This is a genomic window from Cryobacterium arcticum (assembly GCF_003185895.1).
Classification (GTDB): domain Bacteria; phylum Actinomycetota; class Actinomycetes; order Actinomycetales; family Microbacteriaceae; genus Cryobacterium; species Cryobacterium arcticum.
Window position 1 is genome coordinate 188,635 of sequence record NZ_QHLY01000012.1, and the last position, 19,051, is coordinate 207,685.

Here is a 19,051-nt window from a genome sequence, read left to right on the forward strand (position 1 = left end):
GGCGTGTGTCCGCAGACCCCCGGCCAACACCGTCGGTACAGCCATGTTCACCGCTTTCATCCGCGGGGTCAATTTGGGCGGCGGTCTTCGACCCCGCTGACCAGCTGTTCTGCCCGGTAGGGTGGGCGGCATGGTCTCCAGCGTCGAGAATCCAGTTCACACCCTCCGGCCGTCCGGCACGTTGTATCGCGGCGCGATCCGTCGGGAGCTTGGCATTGGAGTGCCGATCCTGTTGGGGGTCGTCGCCTGGCAGATTGCCGTGCAGCTGTCCCGGGAGAGCGATCTGAGCGGGCGGTCGGCCTGGGCGGTGATCGCACCCTACCTGGGCATTCTGCTCGCCGGCGTACTTTGGGGCGTCGTCTACTACCCGCTGGTGCTGAAGAACACGCGCATCGAGCTCGGCGCAGCTGCCCTCGTGGTGACGGATTGGTCGGGGCGCACCCGCACCGTGCACTACGCCCGGGTGGAAGCGAACATTTACGCCCTGATCAAGACCCGCACCGACCCGTTGCCGATGCTCTACCTGCTCGACAGCGCCGGTAAGCGGGTACTCAGGCTGGAAGGAACCCTGTGGCCGCGCGAGGCCATGGACGAGGTGGGCGCCAGCACCCGGGTGGACCGCACCACCTTCGCCGAGGCCGTGACCTACCAGCAACTTCGCCGGGCCTATCCACGGGCGATCGGCTGGGGCCAGGCCTACCCCAGGGTGCTGAGCCTGATCACCGTCGCGGGCATTCTTGCACTCATCATCGTGCTGTACACGGTCATTTCTTGACGATGGCCCTGCGGGTGTGCGGTTAGACCGACTCGGGCTCCCGGGGCGCCTCGGCGGTGAGGATCGCCGCCCGGGGTTCGAGCACCGAGGCGACGATGGCTTCGATCGCGAATTCGCTCGCCTGAGCGAGGTCGACGTTGGTGGGGTCGAGCAGCCACTGCACCTGCAGGCCATCCATCACGGCCAGGATCGCGGCCGATGCGGGCGCGATCGTGTCGGGCGGCACCAGGCCGCGGTCCGCGCACATCACCTCGAACGCGTGCCGGGCCTCGCCCCGCAGGGTGCGATAGCGGTCCATGAAGAAGTCCCGGGCGGGGTGGTCGTCGGTGACCGATTCGGCCGACAAGACGACGAACGCCTGCACGATGCCGGCCCGCTGGGCGTTGGTGAACGCCGTCTTCACCAGGTGGCGGAAGAACTCGATGCCGTCGGGGATGTGCTGGTCCACCAGGTTTTGCACGTCGGTCTCATCCCGAAAGCGCAGCACCTCCATCAGTAGCTGATCCTTCGAACCGAAGTGGTGCAGGATGCCCGGATGGGTCATGTTGACCTGTTCGGCGATGTCGGAGAGCGTGCCATTGGTGTAACCCTTGCTGCCAAAGATCTCGGCCGCGGCCTCCAGAATGTCGCGGCGACGCGCGAGCGTCTGCGGACGCGGGTGTGACTGTCGTCGTGCCGTAACCATCGGGGTCATCACCTATGCCATCTTCGTCAGTTTCCTACCGGATTCTACGCGCTCAGCGCTTCTCCCAGACTAGAGCTTGAATACTTACTGACAAGACGGTAAGTTTTCTCTTGCTACCCACTCAACGGCGAGAAAAGTTGCCTGCCGGCGACATCGGCGCCCGAGAGTTCTTGCAATTCACATAGCGCTATTCGTGTCGCGGCACCCCTTGCTGCGGCACCTGATCTCGAAGGAGAGATTCATGAGGGTGAAATCCACTTTGGTCGCCATGGGGCTGGTGGCCGCATTCGCGGTGACCGGTTGCTCAGCAACCAGCAACAGCGCTCCGGAAAGCGGAGCATCGCTGACTATCGCCAAGCCGGACGGCGCGATCGCCACCGAATCCAACAACCCCTGGATCGGTGAAGCCTCTGGCGTGAAGCTCGGCTACATCAACGCCATCCTGGAGCCGCTCGGCATCGTCAACCTGATCAGCCCGAGCGACCCGGTCAAGCCGTGGCTCGCCTCGGAGATCACCTGGTCTGCCGACTACAAGGCCGTGACCCTCGTCGCCCGCGACGGCGTGACCTGGAACGACGGTGAGGACTTCACCGCCGACGACATCGCCTTCACCTTCAACCTGTTCAAGGACAACCCCGAGCTCGACACCGCTGCCCTGGGCATCACCGACGTGGCTCTCGACGGCTCCAGCGTGACCATCAGCTTTGCCGGTTCGATGTACTCCAAGCAGGACAAGGTGCTGCATAAGCTGATCGTGCCCGAGCACATCTGGGAGGGCGTTGACGACCCCGCCACCTACGAGAACCCCACGCCGGTCGGCACCGGACCGTACGTGCTCAGCCAGTTCGACACCCAGAGTGTGGAACTGACCGCCCGCGACGACTACTGGGGCGGCGACCTGGCGGTCCCCACCCTGTACTACGTGTCGTACAACGACAACACGGCCCTCACCACCGCTCTTGCCAACGGCGACGCGGACTGGGCGCAGGCCTTCATCCCCAACGTGCAGTCGGCCTACGTCGACAAGGACCCGGAGCACAACGTCTACTGGGCCGCGGCCGGGCTCGCCGTTGACACTATGTTCGTCAACACCGAGACCAAGCCGTTCAACGACGTGGCCTTCCGCCAGGCGATGAACCTCGTGATCGACCGCGACCAGTACGCCGAAATCGCCCGCGAGGGCAGCGTTCCCGTGGTCAGCTCGGTCACCGGCCTGCCCACTCCCGTCGGTGACGCCTTCATCTCCTCCGAATACAAGGACGAGGACTACAAGGTCGACCTGGCCGGGGCCAAGAAGGTGCTGACCGACGCCGGTTACACCTGGAGCAGCGATGTTCTCACCGACCCGTCCGGTGCACCGGTCACCTTCACCCTGTCTGTTCCGCAGGGCTGGAACGACTACGTGACCGGCATCAGCCTGATCGCCGACGCCGCCAAGACCCTCGGCGTTGTCGCCGCGGTCGACACCCCCGACTCCGACAGCTGGTGGGAAGCCAAGGGCACCGGCGACTTCCAGGCGATCCTGCACTGGACCGACACCGGAGCCACGCCGTACGACCTGTACAGCGACATCATGGACGGCCGTTGGCTCAAGCCCCTGGGCGAAAGCGCCGACTTCAACTTCGGCCGTTTCGACAGCCCCGAGGCCACCGCCGCGCTGAGCGAGTACACCAACGCCGCCGACGACGCCTCCCGCGCTGCCGCCCTGGAGACCGTGCAGAAGATCTTCGTCGACGAAGTGCCGGCGATGCCCGTGGGAACCCGGCCGTTCATCGGGGCCTTCAACACCCGCAGCTACGTGGGCTGGCCCGGCGAGGACAACCCCTACGCGCCGGCCGACCCGACGCAGCCGACCTCGGTGCTCATCCTGACCGAGCTCGAAGCCGCCGAGTAACCAGTCCCGCCAGGCGGGGGAGGCACGCCTTCCCCGCCTGGCGGCCCGATCGGGTGTTTCCCTCACCATGAAAGAGTCACCATCCACATGACTACCGACGACCTCCTGACGGTCTCCCAGTTCAGCGTTTCGTACGACGTGACTCCACCCGTGGAAGCCGTGCGCGACGTCTCCATCACCGTGCGTCGCGGCGAGATCCTCGGCCTGGCCGGCGAGTCCGGCTGCGGCAAGACCACGCTCGCCTACGGCATCCAACGACTGCTCAAACCACCCGCCGTGATCACCTCCGGTTCGGCCGTCTTCCACGACGAATCCGGCGACGACATCGACATCAACACCATGGACGACGCTCAGATGCGCGCGTTCCGCTGGGAGAAGGCCTCGATGGTCTTCCAGGGTGCGATGAACGCCCTCAACCCGATCATCACCATCGGCGCCCAGCTGCAGGACGTCTTCTCCACCCACCGCCCGGCCATGACCCGGAGGGACCGCAAGCTGGAGTCCGGCCGTCTGCTCGACCTGGTCGGGGTGGGCAGCGCACGGCTCCGCTCCTACCCGCACGAACTCTCCGGCGGCATGCGGCAGCGGGTGATGATCGCCATGGCGCTGGCCCTCAAGCCACAGCTGATGATCATGGACGAGCCCACCACCGCGCTCGACGTGCTGGTGCAGCGGGAGATTATCGAGCAGATCTCCGACCTGCGCGCGGAGTTCGGCTTCTCGGTGATCTTCATCACCCACGACCTGCCCCTGCTGCTGGAGATCTCCGACCGCATCGCCGTGATGCGCGAAGGCCGGATCGTGGAGATCGACACCGCCCGCAACCTCTACCAGAACCCACAGAACGACTACACCCGGCGACTGCTGGCCTCCTTCCCGAGTCTCACCGGCGAGCGCGGCGGCTTCGTGCGCCGGCCCGGCCCCAGCACCCTCGCCACCGACGCAGGAGGCATGTTCTGATGACCACCCTCGAATTCAAGAACGTCACCAAGAAGTACCGGGTGCGGGGAGCGGGAGAGATGCTCGCCCTCGACAAGGTGAGCTTCACCCTCACCTCCGGCCAGACCATCGCCCTGGTCGGGCAGAGCGGCAGCGGCAAGTCCACCATCGCCAAGATCCTCACCCAGCTCGAGCGGGTCAGCTCCGGCGACGTGCTGCTCGACGGCACCCCGATCCCTACCTGGGGGCGACCCCTGCGGCGCTACCGGCAGACGGTGCGGATGGTGTTCCAAGACCCGTTCGCGTCGCTGAACCCGGCCCACACCATCCGTCACCACATCGAGCGGCCGCTCCGGCTGGACAAGGTTGTGCCACCCGACCAAGTGGAGGAAGAGGTCTTCCGGCTGCTCACCCGGGTGCGGCTCTCGCCGGAGCAGACCATCGACCGCCGCCCGCACGAGCTCTCCGGCGGCCAGCGCCAGCGGGTGGCGATCGCCCGGGCGCTCGCGTCCCGGCCCAAGCTGCTCATCGCCGACGAGCCCGTCTCCATGCTCGACGTCTCGATTCGGCTCGAGGTGCTCAACCTGCTCGCCGAGCTGCAGTCAGAGGCGAACCTGGGCGTGCTCTACATCACCCACGACCTCGCCACCGCCCGCCACTTCAGCGACGAAATCATGGTGCTGCACCACGGCAAGGTCGTGGAGCACGGCAAGGCCGACGAGGTCATCCTCACGCCCAAGCACGACTACACCCTCGCGCTGCGCAACGCCTCTCCCGACCCGGAGAAGCACTTCGCCGCACCGACTACTCCGGGAGCCACCTCGTGAGATTCTTCTTGCGCCGCACCGCGTTCTACGCCTTCACCGCCTGGGCCGCGATCACCATCAACTTCTTCCTGCCCCGCATGATGAAGGGCGACCCGGTCTCGGCCTACCTGCAGAAAAACCAGGGCCGCATCAGCCCGGAGGCCATCGATTCGCTCCGCACCCTGTTCGGGCTGGACTCCACCAAGAGCCTCTTCGAGCAGTACATCGATTACTGGCAGCTCTTGTTCTCCGGTGACCTGGGCCGCTCGTTCTCGAAGGGCCTGGCGCCGGTGACGGATGTGATCGCCTCGGCCATCCCGTGGACCGTGGGCCTGGTGGGCATCGCCACCGTGATCTCGTTCGTGGTGGGCACCTCGATCGGTGCGTACATCGGCTGGCGCCGCGGCAGCAAGGCCGACGGCATCGTGCCGGTCGCGACCTTCTTCTCCACCGTGCCGTACTTCTGGATGGGCCTGATCGCCATCGCGATCTTCTCCACCACCCTCGGCTGGTTCCCCGCCTCGCACGCCTACGACAAGGGCACCCAGCCCAGCTTCACGCTCGAGTTCGCCGGCCAGGTGATCCAACACGGGTTCCTGCCCGCCCTCACCCTGGTGATCGGCTCGCTCGGCGGCTGGATTCTGGGCATGCGCAACATGATGATCACCGTGCTCGACGAGGACTACGTGACCGTGGCGCAAGCCAAGGGCCTCAAGCCCTCCCGGGTGCTCGTGAACTACGCCGCTCGCAACGCCTCCCTGCCGCAGCTGTCGAGCTTCGCGATGTCGCTGGGCTTCATCGTGGGCGGCACCCTGGTGATGGAACTGGTCTTCTCCTATCCGGGCGCCGGCAAACTGCTGCTGGATGCGACGACGGCCAAGGATTACCCGCTGATGCAGGGCCTGTTCCTCGTGATCACGCTGACCGTGCTCGTGGCCAACATCCTCGCCGACGTCGCCTACGCGATCCTCGACCCACGTACCCGCCAGATGGAGGCCTGAGCATGACGTTCCCGAACCCGGTAGCCGTCGCGGCCCCGGCCGCACCCCCGGTGCACACCCGCAAGCGCACGACCCTCAGCCGGCTCGGCCAGACCTTTGCGATGTTCCGCAACGGCAAGTCTCTCGCGGGCCTGGCCATCCTGGGCTTCTTCGTGCTGATCGCGATCTTCGGCGACTGGATCGCTCCCTATGGTCCGCTCGACAAGGACTTCCAGGCGCTGCGCCAAGCCCCGTCCTGGGTGCACTGGCTCGGCACCACCCACATGGGTGAAGACGTGCTCAGCCAGCTCATCTACGGCACCCGCGGGGTGTTGGTGGTCGGCTTCACCGCCGGCGTGATCGCCACCATCATCGCGGTCGCGATCGGTGTGACCGCCGGCTACGTCACCGGCTGGCGCAGCGAATCGCTCTCGGCGCTGACCAACGTGTTCCTGGTCATCCCGGGGCTGCCGCTGATCATCATCATCGCCTCCCAGTACGAGAACCCCAGCCTGCTGTTGATCTCCTCGGTGCTCGCCATCACCGGCTGGGCCTGGGGCGGACGGGTGTTGCGTGCCCAGACGATGTCGCTGCGCAACCGCGACTTCATCCAGGCCGCCCGCGCCAACGGCGAACCGCTGTATCGCATCATCGCGGTGGAGATGTTGCCCAACCTCACCGCGATCATCGCGTCGAGCTTCGTGGGCACCGTGATCGCCGCGGTTCTCGGGCTCACCACCCTGGCGTTCATCGGCGTGATCCCGATCACCAACCTGAACTGGGGCACGATCCTGTTCTGGGCCCAGCAGAACGGCGCCTTCCCCGACTTCTGGTGGTGGTACGTGCCCGCCGGCCTCTGCATCGCCCTGCTCGGCATGGCCCTGTCGCTGATCAACTTCGGCATCGACGAATACGTCAACCCGCGGCTTCGCTCCGCCGGCGAGCGGGCACGGGCGATGCGCAAGAAGGGCTTCGTGCTCTCCGACAGTGTCACCGCCGTGCGCCCCCGCGCCGCCGCGAAAAATCCATCAGACCCAGGCGCCACTGACGCCAGCACCAAGCACTAGGAGTTCCATCGTGAGCGCAGTTATCACCCAGCCCGTGCCGTATCTCGACCCCGCCGCAGCCATCGCCGACCGGGTTGCCGACCTGCTCGGCCGCATGACCCTGCCGGAGAAGGTGGGGCAGATGATGCAGCTGGATGCCCGCGACGACATCGACGACCACGTGCTGGCCAAGCACGTGGGCTCGATCCTGCACGCCTCGCCCGAGCGTATGAACCAGGCGCAGGGCCTCACCGCCCAGACCCGGCTGCGGATTCCGCTGATCGTGGGGGAGGACTGCATCCACGGACACTCGTTCTGGATCGGCGCGACCATCTTTCCCACCCAGCTCGGCCTGGCCGCGTCGTGGAACCCCGGTTTGATCGAGCAGGTTGCCCGGGCCACCGCGGTGGAGGTCGCCGCCACCGGCATCCACTGGACCTTCTCACCCGTGCTGTGCATCGCCCGCGACCTGCGTTGGGGCCGGGTCGGCGAGACCTTCGGCGAGGACCCGTTCCTGATCGGCGAACTCGCGTCGGCGATGGTGCGCGGCTACCAGGGTGAGGGCCTGAGCGACCCGACCGCGATCCTGGCCACCGCCAAGCACTTCGCCGGCTACTCCGAGACCCAGGGCGGCCGCGACGCCAGCGAGGCCGACATCTCGCAGCGAAAGCTGCGGTCGTGGTTCCTGCCGCCGTTCGAACGCGTGGCCCGGGAAGGCTGCCGCACCTTCATGCTCGGCTACCAGTCCATCGACGGGGTGCCGATCACGGTGAACGACTGGCTGCTGAACGATGTGCTCCGCGGCGAGTGGGGCTACACCGGCACCCTCATCACCGACTGGGACAACGTGGGCCGCATGGTCTGGGAGCAGCAGGTGCAACCCGACTACGCGCACGCTGCCGCCGCCGCGGTGAAAGCCGGCAACGACATGGTGATGACCACGCCCGGGTTCTTCGCCGGCGCGCTCGAGGCCATCGAGCTGGGCCTGCTGGCCGAGTCCGACCTCGACGCCGCCGTCGCCCGCATCCTCACCCTCAAGTTCGAGCTCGGCCTGTTCGAGAACCCGCGCCTGCCCGACCCGGCGGCGCAGCAGGCCGTCATCGGCAGTGCCGCGCACACCGACCTCAACCTGCAGATCGCCCGGCGGTCGGTGGTGCTGCTGCGGAATGACGGGGTGCTGCCGTTGCCGATTGCGGGCGGGATGGCCCGGAAGGTCGCGGTGGTCGGTCCGCTGATCGACGACGCCCAGACGCAGCTCGGCGACTGGGCCGGCTCCTCCGGGCAGGCCGGCTGGCTGCCCGACGGCCACCCGCGCGAGATGATCACGACGGTGCTCGACGGGCTGCGCGACCTGCTGCCCGCCGACTGGGAGCTGTCCGCGGCGCGGGGAGCCGACATCCTGCGCCTCGCGCCCGACCCAGCGGGGGACTTCTTCCCCGACGGCCAGCCCCGGCCGCAGGTCGTACTCCCGTGCGAGCCCGACGCCGCGCTGATCGCGGAGGCCGTGGCCGCCGCCCGCGCCGCCGACTACGTGGTGGCCGTCGTCGGCGACCGGGTGGAACTCGTGGGCGAGGGCCGTTCCACCGCCACCCTCGACCTGGTCGGCGGGCAGATCGCCCTGCTCGACGCGCTGGCCGAGACCGGCACCCCTCTGATCGTGGTGCTGATGGCGTCGAAGCCGCTGGTGCTGCCGGCATCCGCCTTGAATGCGGCCGCGGTGATCTGGGTCGCCAGCCCCGGCATGCAGGGCGGCCGGGCCATCGCCGAGGTGGCGCTGGGCCTGGTGGAGCCGTCGGGCCGGCTGCCGATCTCGTTCGCGCGGCACGTGGGCCAGCAGCCCACCTATTACAACCAGATTCGCGGCCAGCATGGCAACCGGTACGCCGACCTCACCCAGGACCCGGCCTACGCCTTCGGAGAGGGGCTCTCCTACACTCAGGTGGAGTACTCCGACCTGCGGCTGCAGCAGGATGTTGTCTCCCGCGCCGACACCGTTCGGGCCGAGATCACCCTGCGCAACAGCGGCGCGCGGCCGGTGGTGGAGACCGTGCAGGCCTACCTGAGCGACCGGGTCACCTCGGTGAGCTGGGCCGAGAAGGAGCTGAAGGCCTTCACCCAGGTGGAGATTGCTCCGGGGGAGACTCTCACGGTGCGGATCGACGTGCCCGTTGCCGACTGCACCCTGGTGGATGCGCGCGGCGACCGCGTGGTCGAAGCGGGGGAGTTCTCGCTGCTGGTGGGCCCGTCGTCGCGTAAGGAGGTGCTGCTGAGCGCGGAGTTCCGGGTTACGGGCTGACGGGTCGCACGCTCATAAGGAAATAGTGAGCTAAAAAGGACAATTCTCGCGATTTGGTCCTTTTTAGCTCACTTTTACCTTTTTAGCGGTCGAGGCCAGATCTGGGCGCGGCCCGTGGCGCCACTTGTTGTGCACAGGGGCTGCGCGGGCAAGTTCTCTACAGGCGGGAGGGTTTCGGGCGGGCTGGGGGATGCCGGCCACCACACTGGGCGCATGGAACTCGGCAGCTGGCTCGCCCAGCACGGCGGTGTGGTGCACTCCCAGCAGGCCATCCGTGCCGGCTTCACCCGGTACGCGATTCGGCAGAGCCTCGCGGGCGGTGAGTGCGCACGGGTGCGGCAGAACTGGCTGGCTCTGCCCACTGCCCCGGCGGATCTGCGCGCTGCGGCGGCGCTCGGCGGTCGGGTGGCGTGCCTCAGCGTGGCCCGGCGACACGAGCTGTGGAACCTCGCCGACGGGCTGTACCACGTCACCGTGCCGAGGAACGCGGTGGTACCTCCGGCCCCCGCATTGCGGGTGCACTGGGGCGCCGGACCGATTCCGGTGGCCCGGTTCGGCCTGGTGGAACCGATCGAGAACGCGCTCGTGCACATTGCCGAGTGCCAACCGTTCGAGAACGCCCTCGTCGTGTGGGACTCGGCCCTCAACAAGAAGCTCGTGACCGTGGCGTCGCTCGCCCGGCTTCCCCTGCACAGCGCCGCGGCCCGCGCCGTGCGAGCGGTCGCGACCGGGCTCGCCGATTCGGGCCTTGAGACCCTGCCAGTTTCTCGGCTTGCTGCCAGCGGCATCCGGGTCAGCCAGCAGATCATGATCGAAGGACACCATGTGGATGGGTTGATCGGCGACCGCCTGGTGCTGCAGACCGATGGTTTCAGCTTCCACTCCACGGCCGAGCAGCGGCGGGAGGACATCGCCCACGATCGCCGGCTCGCGCTCCTCGGCTACACGGTGTTGCGTTACGACTACCGGCAGGTGTTGTTCGAGTGGCCGCGGGTGGAGGCCGAGATCCTCCATGCCCTGGCCCAGGGGCTGCATCGTGCCCCTGCGGAGATGCGGAACTAGCCGTCGGCGGCCCAGACCTCGACCTCGCTGATGGCGGTGTCGGCCTCCTGGGTGGAATCCTGGCCGGCCCGAGCGGTACCGATAGTCAACACGACGCTCGTGGTGCGGCCCTCGGTGACATTGATCGACTGGTAGCCGGCGAAGAACTCGAGGGCCTTCTCGGGCAACACGGAATCCGTGCTGCCTGAGTCGGTTGTGACCAGCAGCTGCCGCACCCGGGCATTGTGCAGGTAGCTGGCCTGGGTGTTCGTGTACCCATTGATGACGCACACGAGCCCCACCTTCCTTGCCCGTTGCAGCGAGATGGTGAGGGTTTCGCCCTCGCCGTATTTGTTCGGCTCAGAATCGGCAGCGCCCTCCACCCAGGCAGTACTGGAGTCACCGTCGATGGCGAGAGCAGCCTCGTAGGTGGCGCCCTGCTCCGGCGGGTTCTCGCTGGTGGCCGCCGCCGTCAGCTCCGACCGGGACACCAGATGCAGGTCGCCCGGGTCATCGCAGCTCGGCTGGGTGAGGACGTCTTGAATCCACGGGGCCAGCCACAGTGCCGCAAGTGCGCCGAATGCAATGGTGAGCGCGGCCTTCCAGACCTCGTGCCAGACGCCGCCCACGTGGTTGTGTAGCCAGCGTGTGAGACGAGCACGCTGGGTCTGGGGCGGCGATGCATCTGTGGGTGGTTCTTCTCTCGCGTTCAGGACCATGTCTGCTCCGTTGCTCACACGGCGCGCCCACGAGCCACCACCACCGTTGACCGATCATGGCACCGTGAGCCAATCGCTGATACGCCCCGTCGACGACCGTGCTTTCCGGGGTGGAGGGTCAAGGCAGGGAACGACATCCATTCCACTTCCACTTGTGATGTGCTCCCGTCCTCGACGAGGTGTGGGCGCACGCTGCACGGCAGGTGCGCACGGGGCGCTGCGGGGATAGATCCGCGCTGGCTAAGCTGTGAGTCGACATTCGGGGGAGAATCTCATCTATACGAACGCACTAACGGGGCCGCGACGATCGCGAGAAACACGCACATCAGTCAGGCGGGCGCTGGTCGCGTTCGGCCTGGCTATCGGCATGGCAACGACGTTGTCCTCGTGTTCTCTCCCCACGGCCAGGCCCAAGGCATCCGAGCCTGCCGCGGAGCCCGGCATCAGCCGAGAGGCTGCCGCGGAGCTACTCAACGCCGTTCCCGGGCTCCGAAACGGTGACGTCGGAGTGGTGATTTCCGGTCTGAGCTATCAGGTCATCATGGAGGTCTCGGTTGACGATGCTGCGTCCATTCTGGCCCCCGGGGTGCTCGACTACGTCTTGCGGGTCGGTTGGGCGACCGAGTTGCCCAACGAGCCGACCATCCTCAGCCTGACCGTGTGGAACGACGGAACCACCCTTGACCTGCAGTCCACGGCACAGGAACTCACCGGGGGCGCAAACCTCGAATCGGTCAACCCGTTCAGCGCCTACCTGGATGCGCCGGTGGACTACCTCGGCGATTGGCCGGGCACCGTGCCCACCCCGCCGGCTGTTTAGGCTGTAACCATGGCCACAGTCATCCTCGTGCGGCACGGCCGCACCACCGCCAACGCGACCGGCGTGCTCGCCGGCCGCACCGCCGGCGTTCTGCTCGACGAGACCGGACGCGATCAGGCCGCTGCGACGGGGGAACGGCTGGCCACGGTGCCGCTGGTCGGGGTGGTCTCCAGCCCGCTGGAGCGCTGCCGCGAAACGGCCCAGCGCATCATCGACCGCCAGCCCGGCACCGTGGCAACCCCGGTCGAGGACGACCTGTCCGAGTGCGACTACGGCGACTGGCAGGGCCGCACCCTCAAGGAACTCGCGAAGGAAAAGCTCTGGTCGGTGGTGCAGACGCAGCCCTCCGCCGTGACCTTCCCGAATGGTGAGGCCATGGCCACGATGCAGGCCCGGTCCGTCGCCGCGATCCGGCGCCTGGACGCCGCCTTCGAGGCCGAGCACGGGCCAAACGCGGTCTGGGTGGCGGTGAGCCACGGCGACATCATCAAGTCCATCCTCGCCGACGCCCTCGGCATGCACCTCGACCTGTTCCAGCGCCTCAATGTGGGCCCGGCATCCGTGTCGATCGTGCACTACGGCGGCAGCCGGCCCACCGTCTACGCCACCAACACCGACGCCGGCGACCTCTCCTGGCTCCGCGCCAACGCCCCGGCCGCCGACGCCGCCGTGGGTGGCGGGGCGGGACATCCGGCGCCCGCGACTACCGCACCCGACGCGTCCCGCGCCTAAAATAACTCCATGCCCACAATCGTCCATGAGTTCGCCTGGCCGGATCGGGTCGTCGTCGGCACCGTCGGCGAGCCCGGCTCCCGCACGTTCTACCTGCAGGTGCGCACCGGCGCCCGGATCGTCTCCATCGCGATGGAGAAGCAACAATCAGCCCTGCTCTCGGAGAAGATCGATGAGATGCTCGATCAGCTGATGGACACCCAGGGCAACCCGTTCAGCGTGCCCACCACGACGCCGATCGAACTCGTCGACAACGACCCGCTCGACCAGCCCGTCGCAGAGGAGTTCCGTACCGGCGCGATGGGGCTGGGCTGGGACCCGTCGACCGTGCAGATCGTGCTCGAGGCATACCCGATCGTGGACGGCGACGAGACCAGCGAATTCGAGGTCGTCTCGCTCGAACCGGCCGAGATGCTCACGGTGCGGATGCCCGTCGGCACCGCCAGGGCCTTCGCCAAGCGCACCCGCGAGGTTGTGGGGGCCGGCCGGCCGATGTGCCCGCTCTGCGGCAACCCGATCGACCCCGACGGGCACACCTGCACCCTCCCCGAAGACTGATGGCGCCGGCTGCCGACCTCCTCACCGGTGAGCTCGAGCTCACCGGCCGCATTCGGACGGCCTCGAACGCCACCTTCGTCGGTACGATCGACGGCGTCACCGTCGTCTACAAGCCCATCGCCGGCGAGAACCCGCTCTGGGACTTCCCCGACGGCAACCTCGCCAGCCGGGAAGCCGCGGCTTACCTGGTTTCAGAAGCCTTCGGCTGGAACGTCGTGCCCCGCACCTGGCTGCGCGAGGGCCCGATGGGCCTCGGCATGGTGCAGCTCTGGCAGGAGCGGGACCCCGAACAGGACCCGGTGGATCTCATTGCGGCCGAGGAGATGCCCGAGCACGGCTGGCGGCACGTGCTCGACGGCCAGGACGGGCACGACAACCTGGTGTCGCTCATCCACGAGGACTCTGCGGCGCTCCGCCGCATGGCCGTGTTCGACGTGGTCGTGAACAACGCCGACCGCAAGGGCGACCACATCCTCGCCATGCCGGGCGGGCACAGGCACGGAGTAGACCACGGGCTCACCTTCCACGCCGAGCACAAGCTGCGCACCGTGCTCTGGGGCTGGCTCGGCGACGAGCTCAGCGCCGACGAACTCGACGGCGTCGATCGGGTGCGCCTGCTGCTCGACGGCGAGCTCGGCACAGCCCTCGCCGAGCTGCTCACGGCCGAGGAAATCGAGGCCCTGGCCGAACGCTGCGACCGGTTGCGCGCCGACGGCACGTTCCCGCCGCCGAGCGGCGACATGCCCGCCGTGCCCTGGCCGCTGTTCTAGCCGCACGCGAGGGATATGGGCTTCGTGAGTTGCCACTTTCGGCCACTTCAGGTGGCCGTAACGGGCCGAAACTGGCAACTCAGGTGAGAGCGGCCTAGTGAGTTGCCACTTTCCGCCCCGACAGGTGGCCCTAAGGGGCCGAAACTGGTAACTCGCGTGAGGGAATGGATGCGGTGTTGGCCGGTGACGGCGCACCGCATCCGCCCGGTTCGTGGGACGCTTGACCCATGGATCTGGAGGTGTCGCCCACGCTGACGATTCCGGCGACGGAACTCGGCTGGCGATTCTCGCGCTCCTCCGGGCCCGGCGGCCAGCACGTGAACACGTCGGACAGCCGGGTGCAGGTCTCCTGGAACATCGCCGAGTCGACCGCGCTCACCGAGGAGCAGCGCGAGATCCTGCTGGCAAGACTCGAACGGCGCCTGGTCGCCGGGGCGATCACCATGGCCGCGTCCGAACAGCGCTCCCAGTTGCGCAACCGCGAGATCGCGCTGGCCAAGCTTGCCGACCTGGTCTCCGGTGCCCTGACGCCCGATGGACCCCAACGCCGGGCTACGAAGCCCACCCGCGGCTCCGGGCGCCGGCACCTCGCCGCCAAGCAGCAGCGTTCAGCGACCAAGGCCCAGCGGCGCCGTCCGACTGCCGACTGACCCGGGACGGTGAGAGCGCACACTGCCAGCGCCGCTCGTTTTTCGAACTTCGCACGGTAAGCGGGCGGTCGCACCCTGCGAAGGCCGGAAATGCATCAGCGCGCCCCGAGGTCAACGACTCGTGCCGCGCACGAACTCCGTGACGACGGGAGCAAGCGACTCGCCCACTTCAGCCGCCGACCGCCGGGCACCCCGAATCTCGAACGAGTGATTCGCCTCCTCGAGCATCCAGAGCGTGGCCCGGGCCCCGATCTTCTCGACCACCGAAGCGATCTCGCTCGGCGCGGCAAACGGGTCACGAGTGCCCTGCAGAAACAACATCGGCACCTCCAGGCCGTAGAGGTGTGCGTCGCGCAGCGCTTCCGGCTTGCCGGGCGGATGCAGCGGGTAGCCGAGAAAGACCAAGCCGGCAGCCGGCATCCCCTCGGCCACCGCCATTGACGCCAGCCGGCCGCCATAGGACTTACCGGCCGCCCAGACCGGTTGACCGGGGGAGTGGGTAGCAGCCACGTCCATGGCTGCCCGCCACGCCAGGATCGCGGTGGGGGCCCGGTCGGGAAGGCGGCGCCCGGCCTCCCGGTACGGAAAGTTGAACCGCAGGGTGGCCAGGTCGGCCTCGTGCAGAGCCTGGGTGAACCCGAGGAGGAACGGATGATCGAAGCTCGACCCTGCTCCTGGCGCCACGACGACCATGCCGGCCGCTTCGGCAGGCCGCTCGAGCGTGGCGGACACCGTGCCGTCGCCCACCTGAATCCGGATGTTCTCTGGCGATCTCATCCCGTCCTCCTCTGGTGTGAACCCAGCGGTGCCACCCCGGCCGGCGTCAGCCGTGCCGCAGGGGCACCCCCACGTCGGCGCCGCCCTCCCGGGTGAGCCGCGGCCCCATCGACACCATCGTCGGTGCGGGCACAAAACCGCCGGCGAACAATGCCTCGCCCTGCCGGAATCGTGCGGCCCGGGCGAGCATGGCCGTCGGCACGAACCCGAAAATCGTGCCGAGCTCGTTGAGGTCGACCGGGGAGGTCATCTTCATCAGCGCCAGGTTGTCGCACTGCGAGATGATGCTCGGGTGCACGCGGGACGGCCGCTGGGTAGAGAGCAGCAACCACAGCCCGAACTTGCGTCCCTCGGCCGCGATCTGCACGATTCGCTCCCGCACCGCCGCCTGCAGCGGGCTGTTGTTCTCCGGTGAGCAGAAGTTGTGGGCCTCGTCGATCACGATCAGCAGCGGCCGACGCTGCTCGCGCTTCTCCCACAGGTCGTCGAGCACCGCCAGCGCCACCACCAGGGCTTCTTCGGGGTAGGCGAATCCACCGAGGTCCAGAACCGTCGCATCGGGGCGCGTGTCCAGGATCTCGGTGACCGGTTCCATTCCCTGCGCCCAGACTTCCCAGTCCGTCACCCGCAGATTCTCGGTGCGAGCGGCTAACTCGCGGGCCGCGTCGGTCCCGCGGTCCAGTAGCCGCTGCACCACATTGGTCGGGTCGGCCAGACCCACGGTCTCTTCGATGTGCATCAGCTCATTGTGCTCGGCACGATCGTCCAACGGATCGAGCCGGAAGACAGCGGCTTTCGCGCGCAGGTTGAGGTCGAGAAAGCGCACCCGGAGCGCATCCGGCGCGGCCGAGGCCGGACGCAGAATGCGGATGTCGCGGCCCGCCAGCGCGCGCTGCGCATCCGAGACCTCGTCCTGCGGCCCACCGACCGCCGGGGTCTCCCGCAGGTGCACGAAGTCGGCGTTCGGGTCGAACACCACCATCGGTAGCGAGGTGTGGATCAGGAGCTGCTCCAGTGCCACCCCGAGGGCGTAGGTCTTGCCGGAGCCGCTCTGGCCGCACCAGAAGGTGTGCCGGTTGAACCGCTGCGCGAGCAGCCGGGCCGGAATGTCGTGCGAGGCCTGGAAGGAGCCGATGGGGAGAGCTGCGGTGGTATCGCCGTAGAGCAGCTCGGTGGTGCGGGCATCCGCCGGATGCAGTGTGGCCGACGCGAACGCCACCGACTGGCGCACGTCGAGGTGACTCTGCCCGGCGTCGAGCAGGCCCAGGATGCGGCCGGCGCCGTGCGGCGCACCGCCGATCGCGAAGCTGACCTCCTCCACCTGGCCCAGTTGCTGCACCTCGCCGGGGGAGGCCAGCACGACCAGGCTGCCCGGTTCGAATACGGACTCGGTGGTGCCGATGAACTGGAAGTACCGGCCGTCGATGGACGCGGCGGCGGCGAGCTGCGGGGGAGCGGTTTCAACATCTCTCATGGGTCGGCCCTTCGTGGGGAGTACGGGTAGAGAACGTCGCTGGCTCAGGCAGCGTAGTGCCGTTTGTGCGGATGCGGGCGGATCCTGCCGCGCTGCCCTTGTCACGGCACTGCCGACGAACGAGAATTGGCGTTTTAACGTAGCTGCGAAGGAGGGCGACCATGTCGGAGTTGACCATCATCAGGCAGTCGCCGGACCCCGACCACTCGCACGCCCAGGAGCGCGGCCGCCGGTCCATCGCCGAGCAGATCCGGGCGCTCGGGCAGACCCGCATCGGCGCCCTGCTGTTGCTGGCGGCGACACTGGCCGCGATCGTCTGGGCGAACCTGCCCTCGGAGTCGTACGCCGAGTTCTGGGACACCCACCTCACCGTGGGCGTGGCCGACCTGCAACTGAATTTCACGCTGCATGCGCTGGTGAATGACGCCCTGATGGCCATCTTCTTCTTCACCGTGGGCCTGGAGGTGCGGCGGGAGTTCGCGATCGGGGAACTCACCAGCTGGTCGCGCGCCATGGTGCCCATGATCGCCGCGGTGGCCGGCCTCATCCTGCCCGCCCTGCTCTTCGTTCTCATCAGCTCAGGATCCGGCCAGCAACACGCCTGGGGCGTCGTGATCTCCACCGACACCGCCTTCCTCGTCGGGGCGCTCGCGCTGATCGGGCCCCGGATGCCCGGCCGGCTGCGGGTGTTCCTGCTCGCGCTCGCCGTGGTCGACGACATCGGCGCGTTGGCGATCATCGCCCTGGTCTACACCGCGAACTTCACCCCGCTGCCGCTCGTGGTCGCCGCGATCGGCCTCGCCGGCGTGTACTTCACGCGGTATCTCCGCGGCGGCCGCGGGCCGGTCTACGCCACCCTGGCCATCATCGTCTGGATGGCTTTCCTCGCCTCCGGCGTGCACCCCACGCTGGCCGGCGTGGCAATCGCGCTCCTCGTGCCGGTGTATCGGCCGAACCGGCGCGACGTGGAGCACGCCCTCGACCTGGCGCGCACCTTCCGGCAGTCCCCGAACACCGAGTACGCCCGCGCCGCCGCGAACAGCCTGCGCGAATCGATCTCGATCAACGAGCGGCTGCAGACGGCCTACGCCCCCTATGTGGCCTACGTGATCCTGCCGGTCTTCGCCCTCGCCAACGCCGGCGTTGAGCTCTCGCCGCAGATCCTGGCCGCCGCCGCCCAGTCGCCCATCACCTGGGGCATCATCGTGGGTCTGGTGGTGGGCAAGTTGCTCGGCGTGTTCGGTTCGACGGCGCTGATGCGGCTGACCGGGCTCGGCGAATTCGGCCCCGGGCTCACCCTCGACCGCATCATCGGCGGGGCCGCGCTGTGCGGCATCGGCTTCACCATCTCGCTGTTCATCGTCGACCTGGCCATCGACGACCCCGCCGTGCAGAACCAGGCTCGGGTCGGGGTGCTCGCCGCGTCGGTGCTCGCCTTTGTGCTGGCCACCGTGATCTTTCGTATCTCGGATGCCGCGCATCCGCCGACAACGGCCGGCCGCACCCTGCTGCGCCCCGTCGATCCCGCCCGCGACCACATCTACGGCCCGCTCGACGCGCCGTTCACCATCGTTGAATACGGCGACTTCCAGTGCGGGTTCTGCCTCAAGGCCACCGGGTCGGTGGAGGAGGTGCACCGCGAGTTCGGCGACAGCTTGCGATACGTGTGGCGGCACGCGCCGCTCACCCGGTTCCACCCCAACGCGCTCGCCGCCGCTGAGGCCTCTGAGGCCGCCGCCCGGCAAGGCAAATTCTTCGAGTTCGAGCGCAGCCTCTTCGCCGACCAGGAACGGCAACTGCCGTCGGACATCGTGCGCCGCGCCGAGGAACTCGGCCTCGACCTGGAGCGGTTCACCACCGACCTGGAAACCGCCGAGGTGGCCGCCCGGGTGCGGGACGACATGCTCGACGCCGAGGCGATGGACATCACCGCGGTTCCCACCTTCTTCATCAACGGGCGCCGGCACACCGGCCCGTTCGACGCGCAGTCGCTGATCCGGGCGCTGGAAGCGTCGGTGCAGGACGACGTGCGCAGCGAGAGCGCGCGCTAACCGCCTCCGGAGCTTTCCTAGTCCACTCTGACCTATGT

At 67.9% G+C, this 19,051-nt stretch carries 18 protein-coding genes; 14 read left to right on the forward strand and 4 right to left on the reverse strand.

The annotated features are described in order from the left end of the window. Positions 1-130: 130 nt before the first annotated feature. The gene (locus CTB96_RS10540; RefSeq protein WP_146215794.1) at positions 131-775 is read left to right on the forward strand and encodes a hypothetical protein; all 645 of its coding nucleotides are present in this window, start codon (positions 131-133) and stop codon (positions 773-775) included. A gap of 22 nt (positions 776-797) precedes the next feature. On the opposite strand, the gene CTB96_RS10545 is transcribed toward CTB96_RS10540, so the two are convergent. Continuing rightward, positions 798-1,460, reverse strand: a complete 663-nt coding sequence (locus CTB96_RS10545; RefSeq protein WP_110128424.1) for a TetR/AcrR family transcriptional regulator — start codon at positions 1,458-1,460, stop codon at positions 798-800. Between the two features lie 241 nt (positions 1,461-1,701). Here CTB96_RS10545 and CTB96_RS10550 point away from each other — a divergent pair, with 241 nt between their 5' ends. The 7 genes from CTB96_RS10550 (at position 1,702) to CTB96_RS10580 (ending at position 10,483) form a co-directional block, all read left to right on the forward strand. Beyond that, a complete protein-coding gene (locus CTB96_RS10550; protein WP_110126875.1) occupies positions 1,702-3,354 on the forward strand; it encodes an ABC transporter substrate-binding protein in 1,653 nt (550 codons plus the stop codon). Between the two features lie 87 nt (positions 3,355-3,441). Then, positions 3,442-4,314 (forward strand): ABC transporter ATP-binding protein, encoded by an 873-nt coding sequence (locus CTB96_RS10555; protein ID WP_110126876.1) that lies wholly within the window; start codon positions 3,442-3,444, stop codon positions 4,312-4,314. Beyond that, the gene (locus CTB96_RS10560) at positions 4,314-5,120 is read left to right on the forward strand and encodes an ABC transporter ATP-binding protein (protein ID WP_110126877.1); all 807 of its coding nucleotides are present in this window, start codon (positions 4,314-4,316) and stop codon (positions 5,118-5,120) included. The genes CTB96_RS10555 and CTB96_RS10560 overlap by 1 nt, the downstream gene beginning before the upstream one ends. Beyond that, positions 5,117-6,100 (forward strand): ABC transporter permease, encoded by a 984-nt coding sequence (locus CTB96_RS10565; RefSeq protein WP_110126878.1) that lies wholly within the window; start codon positions 5,117-5,119, stop codon positions 6,098-6,100. Before CTB96_RS10560 ends, CTB96_RS10565 begins: the two co-directional genes overlap by 4 nt. Before the next feature lie 2 nt (positions 6,101-6,102). After that, positions 6,103-7,146: an ABC transporter permease gene (locus CTB96_RS10570; RefSeq protein ID WP_110126879.1), complete on the forward strand. Its 1,044-nt coding sequence runs from the start codon at positions 6,103-6,105 to the stop codon at positions 7,144-7,146. A gap of 10 nt (positions 7,147-7,156) precedes the next feature. After that, positions 7,157-9,421: an exo-beta-d-1,3/1,6-glucosidase gene (locus tag CTB96_RS10575; RefSeq protein WP_427846482.1), complete on the forward strand. Its 2,265-nt coding sequence runs from the start codon at positions 7,157-7,159 to the stop codon at positions 9,419-9,421. 213 nt (positions 9,422-9,634) lie between these two features. Beyond that, positions 9,635-10,483: an endonuclease domain-containing protein gene (locus tag CTB96_RS10580; protein ID WP_110126880.1), complete on the forward strand. Its 849-nt coding sequence runs from the start codon at positions 9,635-9,637 to the stop codon at positions 10,481-10,483. Here the strand turns inward: CTB96_RS10580 and CTB96_RS10585 are convergent. Continuing rightward, on the reverse strand, positions 10,480-11,091 hold the full coding sequence (locus CTB96_RS10585) for an NADase-type glycan-binding domain-containing protein (RefSeq protein WP_110126881.1): 612 nt from the start codon (positions 11,089-11,091) through the stop codon (positions 10,480-10,482). The genes CTB96_RS10580 and CTB96_RS10585 overlap by 4 nt on opposite strands. Before the next feature lie 457 nt (positions 11,092-11,548). Here CTB96_RS10585 and CTB96_RS10590 point away from each other — a divergent pair, with 457 nt between their 5' ends. From CTB96_RS10590 to arfB, 5 genes are all read left to right on the forward strand, one after another. After that, a complete protein-coding gene (locus tag CTB96_RS10590; RefSeq protein ID WP_146215795.1) occupies positions 11,549-12,001 on the forward strand; it encodes a hypothetical protein in 453 nt (150 codons plus the stop codon). Between the two features lie 9 nt (positions 12,002-12,010). Beyond that, on the forward strand, positions 12,011-12,733 hold the full coding sequence (locus CTB96_RS10595; RefSeq protein ID WP_110126883.1) for a histidine phosphatase family protein: 723 nt from the start codon (positions 12,011-12,013) through the stop codon (positions 12,731-12,733). 9 nt (positions 12,734-12,742) lie between these two features. Further along, the gene (locus CTB96_RS10600) at positions 12,743-13,291 is read left to right on the forward strand and encodes a DUF3090 domain-containing protein (protein WP_110126884.1); all 549 of its coding nucleotides are present in this window, start codon (positions 12,743-12,745) and stop codon (positions 13,289-13,291) included. Continuing rightward, positions 13,291-14,061, forward strand: a complete 771-nt coding sequence (locus tag CTB96_RS10605) for an SCO1664 family protein (RefSeq protein WP_110126885.1) — start codon at positions 13,291-13,293, stop codon at positions 14,059-14,061. Before CTB96_RS10600 ends, CTB96_RS10605 begins: the two co-directional genes overlap by 1 nt. 227 nt (positions 14,062-14,288) lie before the next feature. Continuing rightward, positions 14,289-14,711, forward strand: a complete 423-nt coding sequence (gene arfB / locus CTB96_RS10610) for an alternative ribosome rescue aminoacyl-tRNA hydrolase ArfB (RefSeq protein WP_110126886.1) — start codon at positions 14,289-14,291, stop codon at positions 14,709-14,711. 111 nt (positions 14,712-14,822) lie between these two features. On the opposite strand, the gene CTB96_RS10615 is transcribed toward arfB, so the two are convergent. After that, positions 14,823-15,488 (reverse strand): alpha/beta hydrolase family protein, encoded by a 666-nt coding sequence (locus CTB96_RS10615; RefSeq protein WP_110126887.1) that lies wholly within the window; start codon positions 15,486-15,488, stop codon positions 14,823-14,825. Between the two features lie 46 nt (positions 15,489-15,534). Then, complete coding sequence (locus CTB96_RS10620; protein WP_110126888.1) at positions 15,535-16,962, reverse strand: ATP-binding protein; 1,428 nt, start codon at positions 16,960-16,962, stop codon at positions 15,535-15,537. A 161-nt stretch (positions 16,963-17,123) separates the two neighbouring features. Here CTB96_RS10620 and nhaA point away from each other — a divergent pair, with 161 nt between their 5' ends. Next, on the forward strand, positions 17,124-19,013 hold the full coding sequence (gene nhaA, locus CTB96_RS10625) for a Na+/H+ antiporter NhaA (RefSeq protein ID WP_110126889.1): 1,890 nt from the start codon (positions 17,124-17,126) through the stop codon (positions 19,011-19,013). Positions 19,014-19,051: the final 38 nt, after the last annotated feature.

Excerpts from the sequence above, each read along its gene's own strand:
- CTB96_RS10540 (WP_146215794.1), top strand. The coding sequence starts at position 131 with ATGGTCTCCAGCGTCGAGAATCCAGTTCACACCCTCCGGCCGTCCGGC.
- CTB96_RS10545 (WP_110128424.1), bottom strand. The coding sequence starts at position 1,460 with ATGGTTACGGCACGACGACAGTCACACCCGCGTCCGCAGACGCTCGCG.
- CTB96_RS10550 (WP_110126875.1), top strand. The coding sequence starts at position 1,702 with ATGAGGGTGAAATCCACTTTGGTCGCCATGGGGCTGGTGGCCGCATTC.
- CTB96_RS10555 (WP_110126876.1), top strand. The coding sequence starts at position 3,442 with ATGACTACCGACGACCTCCTGACGGTCTCCCAGTTCAGCGTTTCGTAC.
- CTB96_RS10560 (WP_110126877.1), top strand. The coding sequence starts at position 4,314 with ATGACCACCCTCGAATTCAAGAACGTCACCAAGAAGTACCGGGTGCGG.
- CTB96_RS10570 (WP_110126879.1), top strand. The coding sequence starts at position 6,103 with ATGACGTTCCCGAACCCGGTAGCCGTCGCGGCCCCGGCCGCACCCCCG.
- CTB96_RS10580 (WP_110126880.1), top strand. The coding sequence starts at position 9,635 with ATGGAACTCGGCAGCTGGCTCGCCCAGCACGGCGGTGTGGTGCACTCC.
- CTB96_RS10590 (WP_146215795.1), top strand. The coding sequence starts at position 11,549 with ATGGCAACGACGTTGTCCTCGTGTTCTCTCCCCACGGCCAGGCCCAAG.
- CTB96_RS10595 (WP_110126883.1), top strand. The coding sequence starts at position 12,011 with ATGGCCACAGTCATCCTCGTGCGGCACGGCCGCACCACCGCCAACGCG.
- CTB96_RS10600 (WP_110126884.1), top strand. The coding sequence starts at position 12,743 with ATGCCCACAATCGTCCATGAGTTCGCCTGGCCGGATCGGGTCGTCGTC.
- CTB96_RS10605 (WP_110126885.1), top strand. The coding sequence starts at position 13,291 with ATGGCGCCGGCTGCCGACCTCCTCACCGGTGAGCTCGAGCTCACCGGC.
- arfB (WP_110126886.1), top strand. The coding sequence starts at position 14,289 with ATGGATCTGGAGGTGTCGCCCACGCTGACGATTCCGGCGACGGAACTC.
- CTB96_RS10615 (WP_110126887.1), bottom strand. The coding sequence starts at position 15,488 with ATGAGATCGCCAGAGAACATCCGGATTCAGGTGGGCGACGGCACGGTG.
- CTB96_RS10620 (WP_110126888.1), bottom strand. The coding sequence starts at position 16,962 with ATGAGAGATGTTGAAACCGCTCCCCCGCAGCTCGCCGCCGCCGCGTCC.
- nhaA (WP_110126889.1), top strand. The coding sequence starts at position 17,124 with ATGTCGGAGTTGACCATCATCAGGCAGTCGCCGGACCCCGACCACTCG.